The following is an 18,097-nucleotide window of genomic DNA, read 5'->3' on the forward strand; positions in this document are numbered from 1 at the left end:
TTCGGCATATTCCAGGCGCCAGAAAACGCACCTTTGGAAGGGGTTCCAGGGGTGGGCGGACTTAAAATGGGCTTAAAGCCTTAGATGTACGGAAGAAACTCATAAGTCACATTCTGATCGATTGAATTTGCAAATGAGGGCGATAGAAGGCATAGTCGCGTCTTCTTTTATTTCAAGCCACGGTCGTGCCCATGCTAAATCGCTTCGCACCCCTCGTGCCTCTCGCACTCGTCACCCTGTTGTTTGGTTGCGCCTCCCACACTCCGGTGTCCCAGCAGCAACCTGTCCAGCAGGCTCAAGTCTCCGTCAAAAACCAGTCTTCCGCTGTTTATCAGGAAGAGCTGGCAACTGAAAAGGAACTGGCAGAGTTCTCTGACAGCAAGCCTTACCAGTTGCCAGTTCTGGCTGACAGCATCCTCGAGCGCGGCATGTCCCTGATTGGTACCCGTTACCGTTTCGGCGGTACCTCGGAAGCCGGCTTCGATTGCAGCGGTTTCATCGGTTATCTGTTTCGTGAAGAGGCGGGCATGAACCTGCCGCGTTCCACTCGCGAAATGATCAACGTGAAAGCGCCTCTGGTAGCGCGCAACAATCTCAAGCCGGGTGATCTGCTGTTCTTCAGCACCAACGGCCGTGGGCGCGTCAGCCACGCAGGTATCTACCTGGGCGATGACCAGTTCATCCACTCCAGCAGCCGTCGCAGTGGCGGTGTGCGGGTCGACAGCCTGGGCGATAGCTACTGGAGCAAGACCTTCATCGAAGCCAAGCGCGCACTCGCCATGGCTCCAACCGTGGTCACTGCACGTAAATAAGCGGACTATTTGTAGGGCGAAGTTAAAGTCTTACTTGAAGTTTGGCGTGTAGGCGCTAGAATCCTGATCTATTGTTGAAACTAACCGCGTAAGCCTTGCTTACGCGGTTTTGTTTTCAGTGCCACGGCAGAGAAAGCCGCATCCCGATCAGGATTGTCCAGCTTATGTCGACCTCAGCCCGTTTCGCTCTCATTGCCCTCGCAGCGCTGCTCAGCGCCTGTGCCAGCCGTACCCCGCCGCCTGCGCCTGTGGTGCGTGCTCCGGTGTTCAACTCCTCCCAAACCTTCTCTCCGGTTGCCGAAGACGTGCTATTCCGCGCCCTTGGACTGGTGGGCACGCCTTATCGCTGGGGCGGCAACACCCCGGATTCCGGTTTCGACTGCAGTGGCCTGATCGGTTACGTCTACCGCGATGCGGCGGGTATTTCCCTGCCGCGTTCAACCCGGGAAATGATCGGCATGCAGGCGCCGGACGTGGGCAAGAACGCGCTGCAGACCGGCGACCTGATCTTCTTCGCCACCAATGGCGGCTCCCAGGTCAGCCATGCGGGCATCTACGTGGGTGAAGGGCGCTTCGTGCATGCGCCGGCCACTGGCGGCACGGTGAAGCTCGACAGCCTGTCCAAGGCCTATTGGCAGAAGGCCTACCTGAGCGCCAAGCGCGTCCTGCAGCCAGAACACCTGGCGCGCAATCCCTAATCTTCTCTGGTCGAGGTGCCTGTGACCGCTCGGACGCTGAACCTCGACGATGCTCTCTACCATTACCTGCTGGACGTTTCCCTGCGTGAAACGCCCCTGCTGCGTCGTCTGCGGGATGAAACCCAGGCATTGCCCACCGCCCGTTGGCAGGTGGCGCCCGAGCAGGGCCAATTCCTCGCATTGCTGGTGAAGTTGACCGGCGCCCGTCGCGTGCTGGAGGTCGGCACTTTCACCGGCTATAGCGCCCTGTGCATGGCCCAGGCGCTGCCTGAAGACGGCTCTCTGATCTGCTGCGACATTCCCGGCGACTACAACGCTACGGCCCTGCGCTACTGGCAGGAGGCGGGGGTGGGCCAGCGTATAGAACTGCGCCTGGCCCCGGCCCTGGATACCCTGGCCAGCCTGGAGCGAGCGGGGCAGCTTGGCTGTTTCGACCTGATCTTCATCGATGCCGACAAGGCCAACTACCCGGCCTACCTGGAGGCTGCGCTGGGCCTGTTGCGAGTTGGCGGGCTGCTGGTGTTCGACAACACCCTGTGGAGCGGGCGCGTGCTGGAGACCGATTCCCTGAGCGAGGATACCCGAGCCATCCAGGCGCTCAATCGCGCCTTGAAGGATGACTCGCGTATCGATCTGTCGCTGCTGCCGCTGGGAGATGGTCTGACGCTGTGCCGCAAGCGTTGAGCCTAGGGGGCTTTGGCGGCGGAGACTCGCCAGATCTTGTTGCCGACATCGTCGGCCACCAATAACCCGCCTTGCTGGTCGATCACCACTCCGACCGGGCGTCCCATGGCTTTCTCGTCGGCATTGAGAAAGCCGCTAAGCACATCGATCGGCGCTCCATTGGGCTTGCCGGCGCTGAATGGCACGAAAATCACCTTGTAGCCGCTATGGGGCTTGCGATTCCAGGAACCGTGCTGGCCGATGAAGGCGCCTTCGGTGAAGGGGGCGGGGAGCTTGCTGCCGTCGGCGAAGGTCAGCCCCAGCGACGCGGTGTGCGGGCCTACCGCGTAGTCCGGGGCGATGGCCTTGGCCACCAGGTCGAGGTTCTGCGGTTTGACCCGTACATCCACATGTTGCCCGTAGTAGCTGAAGGGCCAGCCATAGAACGCGCCATCCTTGACCGAGGTGATGTAGTCCGGCACCAGGTCGCTGCCGATTTCGTCCCGCTCGTTGACTGCGGTCCAGAGTGCGCCGCTGGCCGGCTCCCAGGCCAGGCCATTGGGGTTGCGCAGGCCGGTGGCGAACAGGCGGTGCTGGCCGCTTTCACGGTCCACCTCCCAGATCGCCGCCCGGCCTTGCTCCTTGTCCAGGCCGTTTTCGCCGACGTTGCTGTTGGAGCCCACGGTGACGTAGAGCTTGCTGCCGTCCTTGCTGGCGATGACGTTCTTGGTCCAGTGATGGTTGAGGGTGCCGCCGGGCAGGTCGACCACCTTGGTGGCGGCTGCGCTGATCTGGGTGTCGCCGCTCTGGTAGGGAAAGCGCAGTAGCTTGTCGGTATCGGCCACATACAGGTCATTGCCCACCAGAGTCATGCCAAAGGGCGAATTGAGGTTCTCCAGAAACACTGTGCGGGTCTCCGCCACGCCATCGTGATCCTGGTCCCTTAGCAGGGTGATGCGGTTGGCGCTGGGCACGGCCGCCCCGGCACGGCCCATGACCTTGCCGGCGATCCAGCCGCGAATGCCCTGGCTGTCATCCGGTTTGGGCGGGGCGTTGGTTTCCGCCACCAGCACATCGCCATTGGGCAGGACGTAGAGCCAGCGTGGATGGTCGAGGTTCTCGGCGAAAGCCTTGACCTGGGTGCCGGCCGCGGCCTGGGGTTTTGCGCCTTGCGGCCAGCCGATGGCGGGGGCGATGTTGACCGTGGGGATCAGCGTCGGGTTGGGTTCCGGCAGCTTGGGGTTGGGGCCGGTGCCGTCGGACACCTGCAGGCTGGAAGTTTCGCCGCAGGCGGCGAGGCCGGCGGCGATGGCGATCAGTAGGCTGTGCTGAAGCTTGAGCATGCGAATTTCCCTATGAGTGCACGGACGTCGTAGTCATAGAGAAGCATAGCCAGTCGATGGTTCCGCCTGATCAGCGGGCCTCCTTGAAGAGCACGGCGACGCCCGGGTGGTAGTGGCCGGCCTCGTTGTGCAGCTTGCGATACGCGTAGGGGAAGTACCAGGCCACGGCGCAGCAGTGCTCTTTCTGCAGTTCGTCGAGCATGTCCTGGAGCTCTTCCGGCGTAGCGCTGTGCTGGGATTTTTGTGGGGCAACGAACAGGCAACCCAGTCTCAGGTCGCTGGCGTAGCTGATCTTTTTTGCATCCTGGGCAACGTCCAGCAGTGCCTGGGTCAGGTTCAGGCTGTTGACCCTTGGCCAGCGCTGGGTGGCGTGGATGTAGGCGCGCTCTTCCTTGGTGGCCAGGTACAGGTCGGTGCGGGCGTTGCGCGCACCTTCTTCCTGCTGTTTCCTGCTGGGGCTGTGTTCCAGGCTGACCATCTCGGCCATCCAGGCCGACGCGCTGAGCAGCCCGAGATTGGCCTGCTCGTCGAACCAGTAGGGCGTTTCGTTATCGCCGCGAACCGCGTTGTAGCGATCGATGCAATCGAACCAGCGTTCCAGCATCGGGCGCAGGAATTCCAGCTTCGGATTGCTGATGATCATGCCTTGCATCGAACTCACCCCTTATTGTTGTGTGGTTGGCGCCTGGGGCGCTGAAAAGTGGCTATTTGATATCATTGCTCTGAGTGTGGCACAAGATTGGCGTCAGTTTATTGATGCAGTGCAGTTTTGTGCTGGGGGCGACGGCCGGCTTTAATTGACGCTCCACCCCCAACCCTCTAACCTTCGCGACTTGTTTCAGGTGCTCTGTGGCCCGTGGCCGACAGAGTGAAACAGGGAAGCCGGTCAGGGTCTGTTCCAGTGATGGAGCCGACGACGATTCCGGCGCTGCCCCCGCAACGGTAGATGAGTCAAGACTGCGCCTGACGCCACTGTGTCAATGACACGGGAAGGCGCGCAGTCCGGCAGCCATGCCGCTCATGAGCCCGGAGACCGGCCTGATCCATCCAACGGCATCACGGTGGGCGATGCCAGGCTAGCGCCGTCTGTTCCTTTTCCCTGCCCCCCGTTCCCCAGCCCCAACGGAGAGCTGCCCCATGAGTGAATCCCCCGATCGTGACGAGCGCCATCTGGCGCGCATGTTGCGCAAAAAAGCCGTGATCGATGAACGCATTGCCAACTCGCCCAACGAATGCGGCCTGCTGCTGGTATTGACCGGCAACGGCAAGGGCAAGAGCAGCTCGGCCTTCGGCATGCTGGCGCGGTCCATGGGCCACGGCATGCAGTGTGGCGTGGTGCAGTTCATCAAGGGGCGTAACAGCACCGGCGAAGAACTGTTCTTCCGGCGTTTCCCCGAGCAGGTGCGCTTTCACGTGATGGGCGAAGGCTTTACTTGGGAAACCCAGGATCGCCAGCGCGATATCGCTGCGGCTGAAGCCGCCTGGGCGGTTTCCAGGGAGTTGCTGAGCAACCCGGATATTGGCCTGGTGGTGCTCGACGAGCTGAACATTGCCCTCAAGCACGGCTACCTGGACCTGGATCAGGTGCTCAGTGACCTGCAGGCCCGTCCGCCCATGCAGCATGTGGTAGTGACCGGTCGCGGCGCCAAGCCGGAGATGATCGAGCTGGCCGATACCGTGACCGAGATGGGCATGGTCAAGCACGCCTTCCAGGCCGGGATCAAGGCGCAGAAAGGTGTCGAGCTGTGAGCGTGAATTCATGACTGATGTTCGTCATTGCCCGGCAGTGTTGATCGCCGCACCGGCTTCCGGCCAGGGCAAGACCACGGTGACCGCGGCCCTGGCCCGCTTGCACCGCAACCAGGGGCGCAAGGTCCGGGTCTTCAAGTGCGGCCCGGATTTTCTCGACCCGATGATTCTTGAGCGCGCCAGTGGTGCCGCGGTGTACCAGTTGGACATGTGGATGGTGGGCGAGCAGGAAAGCCGCCGTCTGCTCTGGGAGGCGGCGGGAGAGGCCGACCTGATTCTGATCGAAGGGGTCATGGGCCTGTTCGATGGCACCCCTTCCAGCGCCGATCTGGCGCGGCATTTCGGCGTGCCGGTGCTGGGGGTGATCGATGGCACCGCCATGGCCCAGACCTTCGGCGCCCTGGCTTTGGGCCTGGCGCGCTACCAGCCGGACCTGCCGTTTGCCGGGGTGCTGGCCAACCGGGTTGGTACCCTGCGCCATGCGCAGTTGCTGGAAGGCAGCCTGACGGAAGGCTTGCGCTGGTATGGCGCCTTGTCCCGGGAAACCGATATCGAGCTGCCCAGCCGCCATCTGGGGCTGGTGCAGGCCAGCGAGTTGAATGATCTGGACCTGCGCCTGGATGCCGCCGCCGAGGCCCTGGCCAGCAGTTGCCAGGTGGAACTGCCGCCAGCGGTGAGTTTTGCCGCACCCACGCCGGTGGCTTGCGCGCCGCTGCTCAAGGGCGTGCGGATTGCCGTGGCGCGGGACGAGGCGTTTGCCTTCACCTATGGCGCCAGCCTCGATCTGTTGCGAGCCATGGGGGCGCAGTTGAGCTTCTTCTCGCCGATCCACGATACCCAGCTGCCCGACGCGGACAGCCTGTACCTGCCCGGCGGCTATCCCGAATTGCACCATCAGGCCCTGGCCCGCAACAGCAGCATGCTGCAGGCCATTCGTGCCCATCACGCGGCCGGCAAGCCGCTGCTCGCCGAGTGCGGCGGCATGCTCTACCTGCTGGACTCCCTGACCGATGTCGAAGGCCAGCGTGCCGAGCTCCTGGGCCTGCTGCCCGGAGATGCGGTAATGCAGAAGCGCCTGGCGGCACTGGCCTTGCAGGCGGTGGATTTGCCCGAAGGCAGTCTGCGCGGCCACACCTATCACCATTCCCTGACCAGCACCGAGCTGCTGCCCATCGCCCGTGGGCTCAGCCCCAACGGCGGGCGCGGCGCGGAAGCGGTGTATCGCCAGGGACGGATGACGGCCTCTTATGTGCACTTCTATTTCCCGTCCAATCCGGCGGCGGTGGCGGCGTTGTTTGCGCCGGGCGCGCCTGTTGAGCCGGTTTTAGCCGAGGGCGTGGCGGGTGAGTGAGCAGGGGTTCTCTGAGGCGCAGCGCGAGGGGGTCTACCGGGCCATCGCCGAGCGCCGCGACATGCGTCATTTCGCGGGTGGCAGTGTCGAGCCGGCAGTGTTGCGGCGCTTGCTGGAAGCAGCGCATCAGGCGCCCAGTGTCGGGTTGATGCAGCCCTGGCGTTTTATTCGCATCAGCGACCGCCTGTTGCGCAAGCACATCCAGCAGTTGGTGGAGGTGGAGCGGGTGCGCACCGCCCAAGCCCTGGGTGAGCGTTCCGACGAGTTCATGAAGCTCAAGGTCGAAGGCATCAACGATTGTGCCGAGGTGCTGGTGGCCGCCTTGATGGATGACCGCGAACGACACATCTTCGGCCGTCGGACCCTGCCGGAGATGGACCTGGCGTCCCTGTCCTGCGCCATCCAGAACCTGTGGCTGGCGGCCCGCAGCGAAGGCTTGGGAATGGGGTGGGTGTCTTTGTTCGATCCTCAGGCCCTGGCCGATCTGCTGGGGCTGCCGGCAGGTGCCAAGCCCGTGGCCGTGCTGTGCCTGGGCCCGGTCACCGAATTCTACCCGGCGCCGATGCTGGCCCTGGAAGGCTGGGCGCAACCGCGGCCGCTGAGTGAGTTGTTGTATGAGAATTACTGGGGAGTGAGTCAATGAGTGTGGCCTTGCTGAGTGTCGCCGGGGTCGCGCTGGATGCGCTGCTGGGCGAACCCAGGCGCTGGCATCCGCTGGTGGCGTTCGGCCGTGTGGCCGATCGTATCGAGCAACGTTTCAACTCCGCCGGCCGTGGCTGGCGCAGCCATGGCGTCACCGCCTGGGTGCTGGCGGTGGTGCCCCTGACCCTGGTGGCCACAGCGCTGTCCTGGTTGCCCTACGTCGGCTGGCTGGTGGAAATCCTGGCGTTGTACTGCGCCTTGGGCCTGCGCAGCCTCGGCGAGCATGTGGAGCCGGTGGCCCAGGCGTTGCGCAGTGACGATCTGGAAGAAGCGCGCCGCCGGGTGGGGTTTCTGGTGAGTCGCCAGACCAGTGAACTGGACGCCACCGAAGTGGCCCGCGCGGCCACCGAATCGGTGCTGGAAAACGGCAGCGACGCGGTGTTCGCCGCGCTGTTCTGGTTTGCCGTGGCCGGCGCGCCCGGGGTGGTGCTCTACCGTCTGAGCAATACCCTGGATGCGATGTGGGGCTACCGCAACGAGCGCTTCGAACGCTTTGGCTGGGCTGCGGCGAAGATTGACGACCTGCTCAATTACATTCCCGCGCGCCTGGTGGCCCTGACTTACGCCTTGCTGGGCAAGACCCGGCTGGCACTCAAGTGCTGGCACCGCCAGGGCCCGACCTGGGACAGCCCGAATGCTGGCCCGGTGATGGCGGCCGGGGCGGGCGCCCTGGGAGTGGAGCTGGGTGGCGCAGCGATTTATCACGGTGAGCTGCATCAGCGCCCGCAACTGGGTGAAGGCGAGCCGGCCAGTGCCGGTTCCATTGATCGTGGCTGGCAGCTGGTGCAGCGGGGTGTCTGGCTGTGGCTGCTGATTCTTTGCCTGGGGGCTGAATTCTATGCTTGAGCACGGCGGACGACTGCGCAAGGCGGCCGAGCAATACGGGATTGCCGAAGATGCCTGGCTGGACTTGTCCAGCGGGTTGGCGCCCTGGCCGTTTCCCCTGCCGCCCATTGCGCTGCGTGCCTGGGCGCGCCTGCCGGAAACCGATGACGGACTGGAACAGGCGGCCCGCGAATACTACGGCGCCAGTGAAGTGCTGCCGGTGGCCGGCTCCCAGGCAGCAATCCAGTTGCTGCCGCGCTTGCGTCGAGCGGGCAAGGTCGGTGTGCTGTCGCCCTGTTATGCCGAACATGCCGAAGCCTGGCGCCGCAGCGGCTACCGGGTACGCGAAGTGCTGGAGCAGGAAGTGGATTTCTTCCTCGACAGCCTCGATGTGCTGGTGGTGGTCAACCCGAACAACCCTACCGGACTGAGCCTGACCCCGGAGCGCCTGCTGGACTGGCACGCGCGCCTGGCTCAGCGTGGCGGCTGGCTGGTGGTGGACGAAGCCTTCATGGATAACACCCCGCACCTGAGCCTGGCCCGCCACGCCCATCAGGTGGGGCTGATTGTGTTGCGTTCGTTCGGCAAGTTCTTTGGTCTGGCCGGAGTACGCCTGGGTTTTGTCCTGGCCGAGCGCCGGCTGCTCAAACTGCTGGCGGAGCAGGTCGGACCCTGGGCGGTCAGCGGGCCGACCCGGGTGGTGGGGCAGGCCTGCCTGCGCGATACCCAGGGGCACGCCCGGCAAAGGTTGCGCAGCGAAGCGGCGAGCGAGCGTTTGGTTGAAGTCCTCGAGCGCCATGGTCTCAAGCCCCAGGGCGGTTGTGCGCTGTTTCAGTGGCTGATCAGTGCCGAGGCCGAATCGCTTTATCACTTCATGGCGCGCCGCGGCATTCTCCTGCGGCTGTTTACCCATAACAGCAGCCTGCGCTTCGGCCTGCCCGCCGAGGAGGCCGATTGGGATCGCCTGGAACAGGCGCTGCAGGCCTATCGCAAGGAATATCCATGAGCACTCTGATGGTTCAAGGCACCACCTCGGATGCCGGCAAGAGCACCCTGGTGACGGCCCTGTGCCGTTGGCTGCGGCGCCAGGGTGTCAGCGTGGTGCCGTTCAAGCCCCAGAACATGGCCCTCAACAGTGCGGTGACTGCCGATGGCGGCGAGATCGGTAGGGCCCAGGCCGTCCAGGCCCAGGCGGCCAATCTGGCGCCCCACACCGACATGAACCCGGTGCTGCTCAAGCCCAACAGCGATACCGGCTCTCAGGTAATCATTCACGGCCGCGCCGTGACCAGCATGAACGCGGTGGCCTATCACGACTACAAGGCCATCGCCATGCAGGCCGTACTGGCTTCCCATGAGCGCCTGAAAAGCGCTTATCAGGTGGTGATGGTGGAAGGCGCCGGCTCGCCGGCGGAGATCAACCTGCGGGCCGGCGATATTGCCAACATGGGCTTTGCCGAGGCGGTGGACTGCCCGGTGCTGCTGATCGCCGACATCAACCGCGGTGGAGTCTTCGCCCATTTGGTGGGCACCCTGGAACTGCTGTCTCCCAGTGAGCAGGCCCGGGTAAAGGGCTTCATCATCAACCGCTTTCGTGGCGACCTGGCGTTGCTGCAACCGGGCCTGGACTGGCTGGAGGCCCGCACCGGCAAGCCGGTGATCGGCGTGCTGCCCTATGTCCTGGACCTGCACCTGGAAGCCGAGGACGGTATCGACCAGCGCCAGGTGGGTAAGGTCGAACAGTTGCTCAAGGTGGTGGTGCCGGTGCTGCCGCGCATCAGCAATCACACGGATTTCGATCCGTTGCGCCTGCATCCTCAGGTCGACTTGCAATTCATCGGCCCCGGCCAGGCGATTCCTGCTGCCGATCTGATCATCCTCCCCGGCTCGAAAAGCGTACGGGGCGATCTGGCCTACCTGCGCAGCAACGGCTGGGATCGGGCGGTTGCCCGCCACCTGCGCTACGGCGGCAAAGTGCTGGGCATCTGTGGAGGCCTGCAAATGCTTGGCGAGCAGGTGCATGACCCGCTCGGGCTCGAAGGCGCTGCGGGCTCCAGCCCCGGCCTGGGCCTGCTGGCATTTGAAACCGTGCTCGAAGAAGAGAAGCAGCTGCGTAACGTCAGCGGTCGCCTGAGCCTGGAGAATGCCGCTGTCAGTGGTTATGAAATTCACGCCGGGGTCACTCGCGGGCCGGCCCTGGAGCTTGCCGCCGTGCAACTGGACGACGGTCGCAGCGATGGCGCCTGCAGCGCCGACGGGCAGATCCTCGGCACCTACCTGCACGGTCTGTTCGAAACCCCTGCGGCCTGCAGTGCGCTGTTGCGCTGGGCCGGGCTCGAAGCGGTGCAGGAGGTGGATTACCACGCCTTGCGTGAACGCGATATCGAGCGTCTGGCGGATCTGGTGGAGTATCACCTGGACACCGCTGCACTGCGTCGGCTCTGTGGCCTTTGAGCGCTCAACCCAGGCCGTCTTCCCTATCAGAGGTGCCCAAGCATGTTGCAACTGATCCTCGGCGGTGCCCGGTCCGGCAAGAGCCGCCTCGCTGAAAAGCTCGCCGGCGACAGCGCCCTGGCGGTGACCTACATCGCCACCAGCCAGCCCCTGGATGGCGAGATGAATCAACGCATTGCCCATCATCGCGATCGGCGTCCGGCCCATTGGGGTTTGATCGAGGAGCCGCTGGAGCTGGCTCGTGCGCTGCAGGAATCTGCCGGCGAAGGGCGCTGCCTGCTGGTGGACTGCCTGACCCTGTGGCTGACCAACCTGCTGATGCTTGAGGACCCCGAGCGCCTGGCCGCCGAACGCGAGGCCTTGTTGCAGTGTGTGGCGAGCTTGCCGGGGGAGATCATTTTTGTCAGCAACGAAACCGGAATGGGTGTCGTGCCGCTGGGCGAATTGACTCGCCGCTATGTGGATGAAGCCGGTTGGCTGCATCAAGCCCTGGCCGAGCGTTGTCAGCGAGTGGTGCTGACGGTCGCCGGCCTGCCCCTGACTTTGAAAGGAACTGCGTTATGAGTAACTCCTGGTGGCTGGAACCGTGCAAGGCAATCGACACCCAGATGGTCGAGCAGGCCTTGGCGCGTCAGCAGCAACTGACCAAGCCGGCCGGCTCTCTCGGGCGCCTGGAGCCACTGGCGGTACGCCTGGCGGGCCTGCAAGGACGGTTCAAGCCCGGCATCGAGCGGCTATGGATCGCCATCTTCGCCGGTGACCATGGGGTGGTGGCCGAGGGCGTTTCCGCCTACCCGCAGGAAGTCACCGGGCAGATGTTGTTGAACTTCGTCAGCGGCGGAGCGGCCATCAGCGTGCTGGCCCGGCAACTGCAGGCGCAACTGGAGGTGGTGGATCTGGGAACAGTGACGCCAGGCTTGAACCTGCCGGGGGTGCGCCACCTGAACCTGGGGCCCGGCACGCAGAATTTTGTCCAGGGGCCGGCGATGACCCGTGCACAGGGCGAGCAGGCCCTACAAGCCGGCCGCGACAGCGCGCTGCGGGCTCATGCCGACGGCGCCCAGCTGTTTATCGGCGGTGAAATGGGCATCGGCAATACCACCGCGGCCAGTGCCATTGCCTGTGCCCTGCTGGGTATTCCAGTGGCACAACTGGCCGGGCCGGGCACCGGCCTGAATGCCGAGGGGGTCAATCACAAGGCGCAGGTTATCGAGCGTGCCCTGGCGCTGCACGATGCCTCTCGCGGCGATGCCTTGCAGACCCTGTTCAACCTGGGTGGCTTTGAAGTGGCGGCGCTGGCGGGGGCTTACCTGGCGTGTGCCCAGGAGGGCATTGCGGTGCTGGTGGACGGTTTCATCTGCAGCGTCGCCGCGTTGGTGGCGGTGCGTCTGAATCCGGCCTGCGCGCCCTGGTTGCTGTTCGCCCACCAGGGCGCCGAGCCCGGGCACCGGCATGTGCTGCAGACCCTGCAAGCCGAACCCTTGCTGGACCTGGGCCTGCGCCTGGGTGAAGGCAGCGGCGCCGCCCTGGCAGTGCCGTTGCTGCGGCTGGCCTGTGACCTGCACGGGCAGATGGCGACTTTCGCCGAAGCAGCGGTTGCGGATCGTCCGGCATGACCTTGTACCTGGACCTGTTGCGCCACGGTGAAACCGAACTGGGTGGTGGCCTGCGCGGCAGCCTGGACGATGCGTTGACTGCAACGGGCTGGCAACAGATGCGCGAAGCCGTCCAGGGGCGGGGGCCCTGGGACCGGGTACTGAGTTCGCCATTGCAGCGCTGTGCGCGTTTCGCCCAAGAGCTGGCGGGGCAGTTGCAGTTGCCGCTGAGCCTTGAGCCCGACCTTCAGGAGCTGCACTTTGGCGCCTGGGAAGGGCAGAGCGCGGCGGCGCTGATGGAAACCGACGCCGATGACCTGGGGCGTTTCTGGGCCGATCCCTATGCATTCACCCCGCCTGGGGGCGAGCCGGTAGAGCTGTTCTCCCTGCGGGTGCTGGGGGCGATAGAGCGCTTGTACCAGGCCTGCGCCGGGCAGCGTGTGCTGCTGGTCAGCCATGGCGGGGTCATGCGCTTGCTGCTGGCCCGGGCTCGAGGGCTGCCGCGCCAGCAGTTGTTGAACGTTGAAGTGGGTCATGGCGCGCTGTTTCGCCTGCAGGTCGCCAGCGAAGGCCGGATGAGCGAGGAGGGCTGAGATGTTGCCGTTCTGGATTGCCTTGCAGTTTCTCAGCAGCCTGCCGGTCCGCCTGCCGGGCATGCCTCGGCCTGAAGAGCTGGGCCGCTCGCTGTTGTTCTATCCGTTGGTGGGGCTGCTGTTCGGCGTGCTGTTGTGGGGGCTGAATGCCATGCTGGGTGGTGTTCCCCTGTTGCTGCATGCGGCCTTGCTGTTGACCGCCTGGGTCCTGCTCAGCGGTGGTCTGCACCTGGATGGCCTGGCGGACAGTGCCGATGCCTGGCTGGGGGGCTTTGGCGATCGAGAGCGGACTCTGAGCATCATGAAGGACCCCCGTAGTGGTCCGATCGCCGTGGTGACCCTGGTGCTGGTGCTGCTGCTCAAGTTCACCGCCCTGGTGGCGCTGATCGAACAGCAGCAGGGCTTTGCCTTGTTGCTGGCGCCGCTGATCGGCCGCGGGGCATTGCTGGGCCTGTTTCTCTGCACGCCTTATGTGCGTGCCGGTGGGCTGGGGCAGGCGCTGGCTGACCACCTGCCACGTTTGGCCGGGCGGCAAGTGCTGGGCCTGAGCGTACTGGCCTGTTTGCTGCTGGGGGGCTACAGCGGGTTATGGGCAGTGCTGCTGGCCACTGTGCTGTTCTTCTGGCTGCGGCAAGTGATGATGCGGCGCCTGGGTGGTACCACTGGAGACACTGCCGGGGCTGTGCTTGAACTGTTGGAAACTGCCGTATTGCTCGGGGTGGCGCTGTTTTGAGTGGAGCACGGGATTGACGATTTTCATGAAAAATCTTGCCTTGGAATAATCACGGGTATATACACGCATCATGCTTCCCTCTCAGTGTTTGTGCACCAACCTGCGTCGCGCCGCCCGTGGCGTCAGCAGGTACTACGACGGCGCCCTTGATGGCTTCGGGATCAACGTTGCCCAGTATTCTCTGCTGAACAACCTGCTGCGCCTTGATCAGCCAAGCATTTCCAGCCTGGCGGAAGCCATGGGGCTGGATCGCAGCACGCTCGGGCGCAATGTGCGGGTCCTGGAAGCTGCAGGGCTGGTGCGCCTGCAGGAAGGCGACGATCAGCGAAACCGGCTGGTGCTGTTGACCGAGGCCGGGCATGAGCGGCTGGTGGCGGCCTTGCCTGCGTGGGAAGCGGCTCAGCAGCGGTTGATCGATCGCCTGGGGGTGGAAAAGCGTGAAACCTTGTTGGCCTTGCTGAACGAACTGTCTTGAGCGCCTTTCGTTCGACTATAAGCGGGTACATACCCGTAACTGGAGAATAAAAATGTCATCGATGTGGCGTACTAGTGGCTGGGTGCTTCTCGGCAGCGCATTGATCCTGGCCTTGTCGCTGGGGATAAGGCATGGCTTCGGCCTGTTCCTGCCGCCCATGAGCGCGCAGTTTGGCTGGGGGCGCGAAGTCTTCGCCTTCGCCATTGCCCTGCAGAACCTGATCTGGGGGCTGGCCCAGCCTTTTACCGGAGCCTTGGCCGATCGTTTTGGTGCGGCGAAAGTGGTGCTGGTGGGTGGCGTGCTGTACGCGGTCGGGCTGGTGTTCATGGGGCTGTCGGATTCGGCCCTGACCCTGTCCCTGAGTGCCGGGCTGCTGATCGGCATAGGTCTGTCGGGTACGTCCTTCTCGGTAATTCTCGGTGTTGTCGGCCGCGCCTTGCCGCCGGAAAAACGCAGCATGGGCATGGGGATTGCCAGTGCGGCAGGTTCCTTCGGTCAATTTGCCATGCTCCCCGGAACCCTGGGGCTGATCGGCTGGCTGGGCTGGTCTACGGCGCTGCTGGTGCTGGGCTTGCTGGTGGCCTTGATCGTGCCATTGGTGAGCATGCTCAAGGACAAACCGCTGCCGGCGCTGGGGCATGAGCAGAGCCTCATGGAGGCCTTGCGTGAAGCCTGTTCCCATTCAGGGTTCTGGCTGTTGGCATTCGGCTTTTTCGTCTGTGGCTTCCAGGTGGTGTTCATCGGCGTGCACCTGCCGGCGTATCTGGTGGACCAGCACTTGCCGGCGACCGTGGGCACCACGGTGCTGGCCCTGATTGGCCTGTTCAATATCTTTGGTACCTATACCGCCGGCTGGCTGGGTGGGCGGATGTCCAAGCCGCGCCTGCTGACGGGCCTGTATCTGCTACGGGCGGTGGTGATCGGGCTGTTCCTGTGGTTGCCGGTGACTCAGACCAGCGCCTACTTGTTCGGCATGGCCATGGGTTTTCTCTGGCTGTCCACCGTGCCTTTGACCAACGGCACCGTGGCCACCTTGTTTGGCGTGCGCAACCTGTCCATGCTCGGCGGCATTGTGTTCCTGTTCCACCAATTGGGGTCTTTCCTTGGTGGTTGGCTGGGGGGCGTGGTGTATGACCGTACCGGGAGCTACGACTTGATCTGGCAGGTGGCGATTCTCCTTAGTCTGTTGGCTGCAGCACTGAACTGGCCGGTGCGCGAGCGGCCGGTGGCGCGTTTGCAGGCCAGCGCGGCATGAACCGCTGGCTGCTGCGCGGTGCCGGCCTGGGCCTCGGCATTCTATTGTTGCTGCTGGCCTGGTGGGGCTGGCACCGGGGCGGGCTGGCGCTGATGCAGTTGGGCATGGGCGCTTGCTAGGGGAACGAGGGGGCGAGTAACGTCGTAGCCCGACACTTTGACAAGGATTCTGGACATGGCTATGCGCTGGTTTGCGGTTCCAGCTTTACTCGCGACCTTGGCCGGCTCGGCATGGGCGGCGGACTGTCCGCCCCTGTTGCAGGGCTCCTTGCCCAAATTGCACGCCAAGGAATCCATCGATCTGTGCCAGCGCTTTGCCGGCAAGCCGCTGGTGGTGGTCAATACGGCGAGCTTCTGCGGGTTTGCTCCGCAATTCAAAGGCCTCGAGGCGCTGTACCAGCGTTACAAGGATCAAGGGCTGGAAGTGGTGGGCGTGCCCTCCAATGACTTCAAGCAAGAGTCCAAGGATGGCGCGGAGACTGCCAAGGTCTGCTATGTCAATTACGGCGTGACCTTCACCATGACCGAGCCGCAGAAGGTTCGGGGGGCGGATGCGGTGCACCTGTTCAAGGTGCTGGCGCAGCAGAGCAGCGCGCCGAAGTGGAATTTCTATAAATACGTGGTGGATCGCCAGGGCAATGTGATTGCCAATTTTTCCAGCCTGACCAAGCCGGACAATCCGGAATTCATCGAAGCGGTGGAGAAGGCATTGGCGTCGAAATCCTGAGAAAGCCTATTCATTAGCCAATAAAAAACCCGCATCTGCGGGTTTTTTATTGGTTTGAAACTGCGCGTCCTAGAGTTCGTTAGAACTTGTAGGTGGCGCCTAGGCCGTAGCCCCATGCGCTGTTCTGGTAAGTAGCGCTGTAGGCATTGCCTTTGCCGGTCCTGTTGACGTTGACGTCTTCTTCCTTCAGGTAGGAAACCGCCAGGTCCAGAGTCAGGTCTTCAGTCGGGCTGTAGCCGGCACCGAAGCTGATGGCCTTACGGTCACCGGTAGGGATACGTACGGAACGGTCGGTGTTGTTGGTTGGCGCCTGGTCAACCGAGAGGCCGCTGCGCAGAACCCACTCTTTGTTGACCTTGTAGGAAACACCAACAGCCGAGGCCCAGGTGTCGTGCCAGTTCTGTGGCTCGGTGATGGTGCCGATCGGGCCTCTGGAACCGCCAAGCAGGGCAGGAACACCTTCGTTGTTCACGGTGATGTCTTTCAGGCGGCTCCAGCGAGTCCAGGTGCTACCTGCGTAGACGGTCCACTGGTCATCCAGTTTCTGGGTGACAGAGAAGTCGACGACTTCCGGAGTGGTGATGTCCAGCGAGGCGTCGTACCGGCCGCCATTGAACGGACCGAAGCCCGGGCCGGCGATGTTGGTGTGGCCTTCCAGCTTGTACTTGACCTTCGAGTGGTAGGTCAGGCCCAGGCGAGTAGTGTCGGTAGGCTGGACGATGATGCCGACGTTGTAGCCGATGGCGGTATCGTCACCCTTGATCTTCACGCTGCCATCATTGCGGCCGAAGAGCGCAGGGTTTGGAAACGGGGTCGCGGAAGTCAGTTCACCGCTCAGGCGGTTGATGGTCGGGCCGAAGCCGATCGATACCATGTCATTGAAGGCATAGCTGACGGTCGGTTGCAGGGTGACGACCTTGACTACGCTCTTGTCGCCGTAATAACGGCTGGCAGAAGTGGACTCATAGTTGGTAACCAGGCCGAAGGGTGCATAGGCGCCCAGACCCAATGCCCAGCCGTTGCCCAGTTGTTTGACGAAAAACCCCATAGGAACGCTGGTGAACGGAACCATGTCGCCGTCGCTGGTGCCGCCGGGTGGGCCGCCCTTGACGTTTTTCAGGTTGGTCTTGGCATCGATTGCCGCTACACCGACCGTTACCTGGTCACGTTGCAGCAGGGACATGCCGGCAGGGTTACCGTAAACGGTGCTGGCATCTTCGGCAGAAGAGGAACGACCCGCGAAGCCGGTACCCATGCCGCTGATGCTTTGTTCGTTAAGAGCAAAACCGCTGGCGAAAAGTTGGGTAGAGGCAAGTGCAACCGCGAGACTTATGGTGGATTTGAGCATTACTTTTTTCATTATTAGAACTCCTGGTGATCACCGAGGCGAAAATTACCAACATTTCGATCTCGGCGCTATAGGCTGCAACAGTTGATTTAGAGCGGTTTTGTAGGACAATCCGACCAAAATCGGCTTCTTTCTCCGATTTTGCAAAAGTCGTTGTCAGCAGGCGACCTGGTTTAACGGTGCAATGCAGGTCTGCCAGGCGTAGGCGAAATCTCTTAAACGTCCTTGTGGTTGAAAGGTCTTCCTCCAGATGCGGGCCATGCCGAGCAGGTCGTCGGCAGCGGGGAGCGGCGTGTGTTGCTCTTCCACCAGCAACCAGGCAATGGCGGTGGCGTAACGCAGGTTGACGGTCAGTTCCAGGTGCGGCCCGCTGAGGAACGCATGCTGGCTGGCCAGCCCGCGAACCAGGCTGGCCCGTTCCGGATCCAGTGCCAGGTACTGGTCCCAGAGGGCTTGATGGCGCAACTCGGTGATGCGGTAGAGGCCGTGGCCACGACGATCGTGCAGGGCTGAGCCCAGCGCCGATTGGCTGGCGGCAATGCCCAGCAGCAGGACTTCAGCGGTTTTGCTATGGCTGCCCAGGTACATCAGCGTCGGGCGGATCACATAGCGGCACAACTCGCTGGCGGCGATACCCATAAAGCCCTCGAAGCGTGAAATGGCCGGCGAAACCTGAAGGGCGCTTGGCAGCAAAAAAGGATCAGGTTTGCCGGAAGCGGTTCAGGCCGCTTGAGTTGAAGTGTAGTGTCATATCTGTGCTGTAAAGGACTGTTTT

The 18,097-nt window shown here is 63.2% G+C and carries 21 protein-coding genes and 1 riboswitch; of the genes, 17 read left to right on the forward strand and 4 right to left on the reverse strand.

The window, feature by feature from the left end; genetic code table 11:
• Positions 1 to 191 precede the first annotated feature (191 nt).
• The 3 genes from AC1RL5_RS22565 to AC1RL5_RS22575 all read left to right on the forward strand — a co-directional run bounded on the left by AC1RL5_RS22565 (position 192) and on the right by AC1RL5_RS22575 (position 2,194).
• On the forward strand, positions 192 to 812 hold the full coding sequence (locus AC1RL5_RS22565) for a C40 family peptidase (protein ID WP_015636644.1): 621 nt from the start codon (positions 192 to 194) through the stop codon (positions 810 to 812).
• Between the two features lie 164 nt (positions 813 to 976).
• Positions 977 to 1,510, forward strand: a complete 534-nt coding sequence (locus AC1RL5_RS22570) for a C40 family peptidase (protein WP_011062699.1) — start codon at positions 977 to 979, stop codon at positions 1,508 to 1,510.
• A gap of 21 nt (positions 1,511 to 1,531) precedes the next feature.
• Positions 1,532 to 2,194: a class I SAM-dependent methyltransferase gene (locus AC1RL5_RS22575; protein ID WP_011062698.1), complete on the forward strand. Its 663-nt coding sequence runs from the start codon at positions 1,532 to 1,534 to the stop codon at positions 2,192 to 2,194.
• Between the two features lie 2 nt (positions 2,195 to 2,196).
• Here AC1RL5_RS22575 and AC1RL5_RS22580 read toward each other — a convergent pair whose 3' ends face one another.
• Complete coding sequence (locus tag AC1RL5_RS22580) at positions 2,197 to 3,516, reverse strand: PQQ-dependent sugar dehydrogenase (protein WP_072442785.1); 1,320 nt, start codon at positions 3,514 to 3,516, stop codon at positions 2,197 to 2,199.
• Positions 3,517 to 3,586: 70 nt separating this feature from the next.
• Positions 3,587 to 4,168, reverse strand: coding sequence for a hypothetical protein (locus AC1RL5_RS22585; RefSeq protein WP_072450688.1), 582 nt, complete (start codon positions 4,166 to 4,168; stop codon positions 3,587 to 3,589).
• Between the two features lie 171 nt (positions 4,169 to 4,339).
• A riboswitch (cobalamin riboswitch) is annotated at positions 4,340 to 4,572 on the forward strand.
• A gap of 81 nt (positions 4,573 to 4,653) precedes the next feature.
• Between AC1RL5_RS22585 and cobO the strand changes: the two genes are divergently transcribed.
• From cobO to AC1RL5_RS22655, 14 genes are all read left to right on the forward strand, one after another.
• Positions 4,654 to 5,265, forward strand: coding sequence for a cob(I)yrinic acid a,c-diamide adenosyltransferase (cobO, locus tag AC1RL5_RS22590; protein ID WP_015636640.1), 612 nt, complete (start codon positions 4,654 to 4,656; stop codon positions 5,263 to 5,265).
• A gap of 10 nt (positions 5,266 to 5,275) precedes the next feature.
• Entirely contained in the window at positions 5,276 to 6,616 is a 1,341-nt protein-coding gene (locus AC1RL5_RS22595) for a cobyrinic acid a,c-diamide synthase CobB (protein ID WP_072450687.1), read from the forward strand.
• Positions 6,609 to 7,259: a 5,6-dimethylbenzimidazole synthase gene (gene bluB / locus AC1RL5_RS22600; protein ID WP_072450686.1), complete on the forward strand. Its 651-nt coding sequence runs from the start codon at positions 6,609 to 6,611 to the stop codon at positions 7,257 to 7,259. Before AC1RL5_RS22595 ends, bluB begins: the two co-directional genes overlap by 8 nt.
• The gene (gene cbiB, locus AC1RL5_RS22605) at positions 7,256 to 8,164 is read left to right on the forward strand and encodes an adenosylcobinamide-phosphate synthase CbiB (RefSeq protein ID WP_015636637.1); all 909 of its coding nucleotides are present in this window, start codon (positions 7,256 to 7,258) and stop codon (positions 8,162 to 8,164) included. Before bluB ends, cbiB begins: the two co-directional genes overlap by 4 nt.
• On the forward strand, positions 8,157 to 9,149 hold the full coding sequence (gene cobD, locus AC1RL5_RS22610; protein WP_011062691.1) for a threonine-phosphate decarboxylase CobD: 993 nt from the start codon (positions 8,157 to 8,159) through the stop codon (positions 9,147 to 9,149). The genes cbiB and cobD overlap by 8 nt, the downstream gene beginning before the upstream one ends.
• Complete coding sequence (locus tag AC1RL5_RS22615; RefSeq protein ID WP_103406939.1) at positions 9,146 to 10,597, forward strand: cobyric acid synthase; 1,452 nt, start codon at positions 9,146 to 9,148, stop codon at positions 10,595 to 10,597. Before cobD ends, AC1RL5_RS22615 begins: the two co-directional genes overlap by 4 nt.
• Positions 10,598 to 10,639: 42 nt before the next feature.
• Positions 10,640 to 11,161: a bifunctional adenosylcobinamide kinase/adenosylcobinamide-phosphate guanylyltransferase gene (cobU, locus tag AC1RL5_RS22620; protein WP_103406940.1), complete on the forward strand. Its 522-nt coding sequence runs from the start codon at positions 10,640 to 10,642 to the stop codon at positions 11,159 to 11,161.
• Positions 11,158 to 12,213, forward strand: a complete 1,056-nt coding sequence (gene cobT, locus AC1RL5_RS22625; RefSeq protein ID WP_103406941.1) for a nicotinate-nucleotide--dimethylbenzimidazole phosphoribosyltransferase — start codon at positions 11,158 to 11,160, stop codon at positions 12,211 to 12,213. Before cobU ends, cobT begins: the two co-directional genes overlap by 4 nt.
• Positions 12,210 to 12,785, forward strand: coding sequence for an alpha-ribazole phosphatase family protein (cobC, locus tag AC1RL5_RS22630; protein WP_072450682.1), 576 nt, complete (start codon positions 12,210 to 12,212; stop codon positions 12,783 to 12,785). The genes cobT and cobC overlap by 4 nt, the downstream gene beginning before the upstream one ends.
• A gap of 1 nt (position 12,786) precedes the next feature.
• A complete protein-coding gene (locus AC1RL5_RS22635; protein WP_093407702.1) occupies positions 12,787 to 13,518 on the forward strand; it encodes an adenosylcobinamide-GDP ribazoletransferase in 732 nt (243 codons plus the stop codon).
• Between the two features lie 70 nt (positions 13,519 to 13,588).
• Positions 13,589 to 13,993 carry a MarR family winged helix-turn-helix transcriptional regulator gene (locus AC1RL5_RS22640; protein ID WP_015636631.1) on the forward strand — a complete coding sequence of 135 codons (405 nt, stop codon included), beginning with the start codon at positions 13,589 to 13,591 and terminating at the stop codon, positions 13,991 to 13,993.
• 52 nt (positions 13,994 to 14,045) lie between these two features.
• Positions 14,046 to 15,248 (forward strand): MFS transporter, encoded by a 1,203-nt coding sequence (locus AC1RL5_RS22645; protein ID WP_047337533.1) that lies wholly within the window; start codon positions 14,046 to 14,048, stop codon positions 15,246 to 15,248.
• Positions 15,245 to 15,367 carry a hypothetical protein gene (locus tag AC1RL5_RS22650; RefSeq protein WP_015636629.1) on the forward strand — a complete coding sequence of 41 codons (123 nt, stop codon included), beginning with the start codon at positions 15,245 to 15,247 and terminating at the stop codon, positions 15,365 to 15,367. Before AC1RL5_RS22645 ends, AC1RL5_RS22650 begins: the two co-directional genes overlap by 4 nt.
• Before the next feature lie 55 nt (positions 15,368 to 15,422).
• Positions 15,423 to 15,974 carry a glutathione peroxidase gene (locus AC1RL5_RS22655; protein ID WP_015636628.1) on the forward strand — a complete coding sequence of 184 codons (552 nt, stop codon included), beginning with the start codon at positions 15,423 to 15,425 and terminating at the stop codon, positions 15,972 to 15,974.
• Positions 15,975 to 16,053: 79 nt separating this feature from the next.
• On the opposite strand, the gene AC1RL5_RS22660 is transcribed toward AC1RL5_RS22655, so the two are convergent.
• Together AC1RL5_RS22660 and AC1RL5_RS22665 are read right to left on the reverse strand one after the other, a co-directional pair.
• Positions 16,054 to 17,334 (reverse strand): OmpP1/FadL family transporter, encoded by a 1,281-nt coding sequence (locus tag AC1RL5_RS22660; RefSeq protein WP_011062682.1) that lies wholly within the window; start codon positions 17,332 to 17,334, stop codon positions 16,054 to 16,056.
• A 144-nt stretch (positions 17,335 to 17,478) separates the two neighbouring features.
• Positions 17,479 to 17,961, reverse strand: coding sequence for a hypothetical protein (locus tag AC1RL5_RS22665; RefSeq protein ID WP_072450679.1), 483 nt, complete (start codon positions 17,959 to 17,961; stop codon positions 17,479 to 17,481).
• Between the last annotated feature and the right edge of the window lie 136 nt (positions 17,962 to 18,097).

The organism is Pseudomonas sp. GW822-FHT06D10, assembly GCF_058799535.1.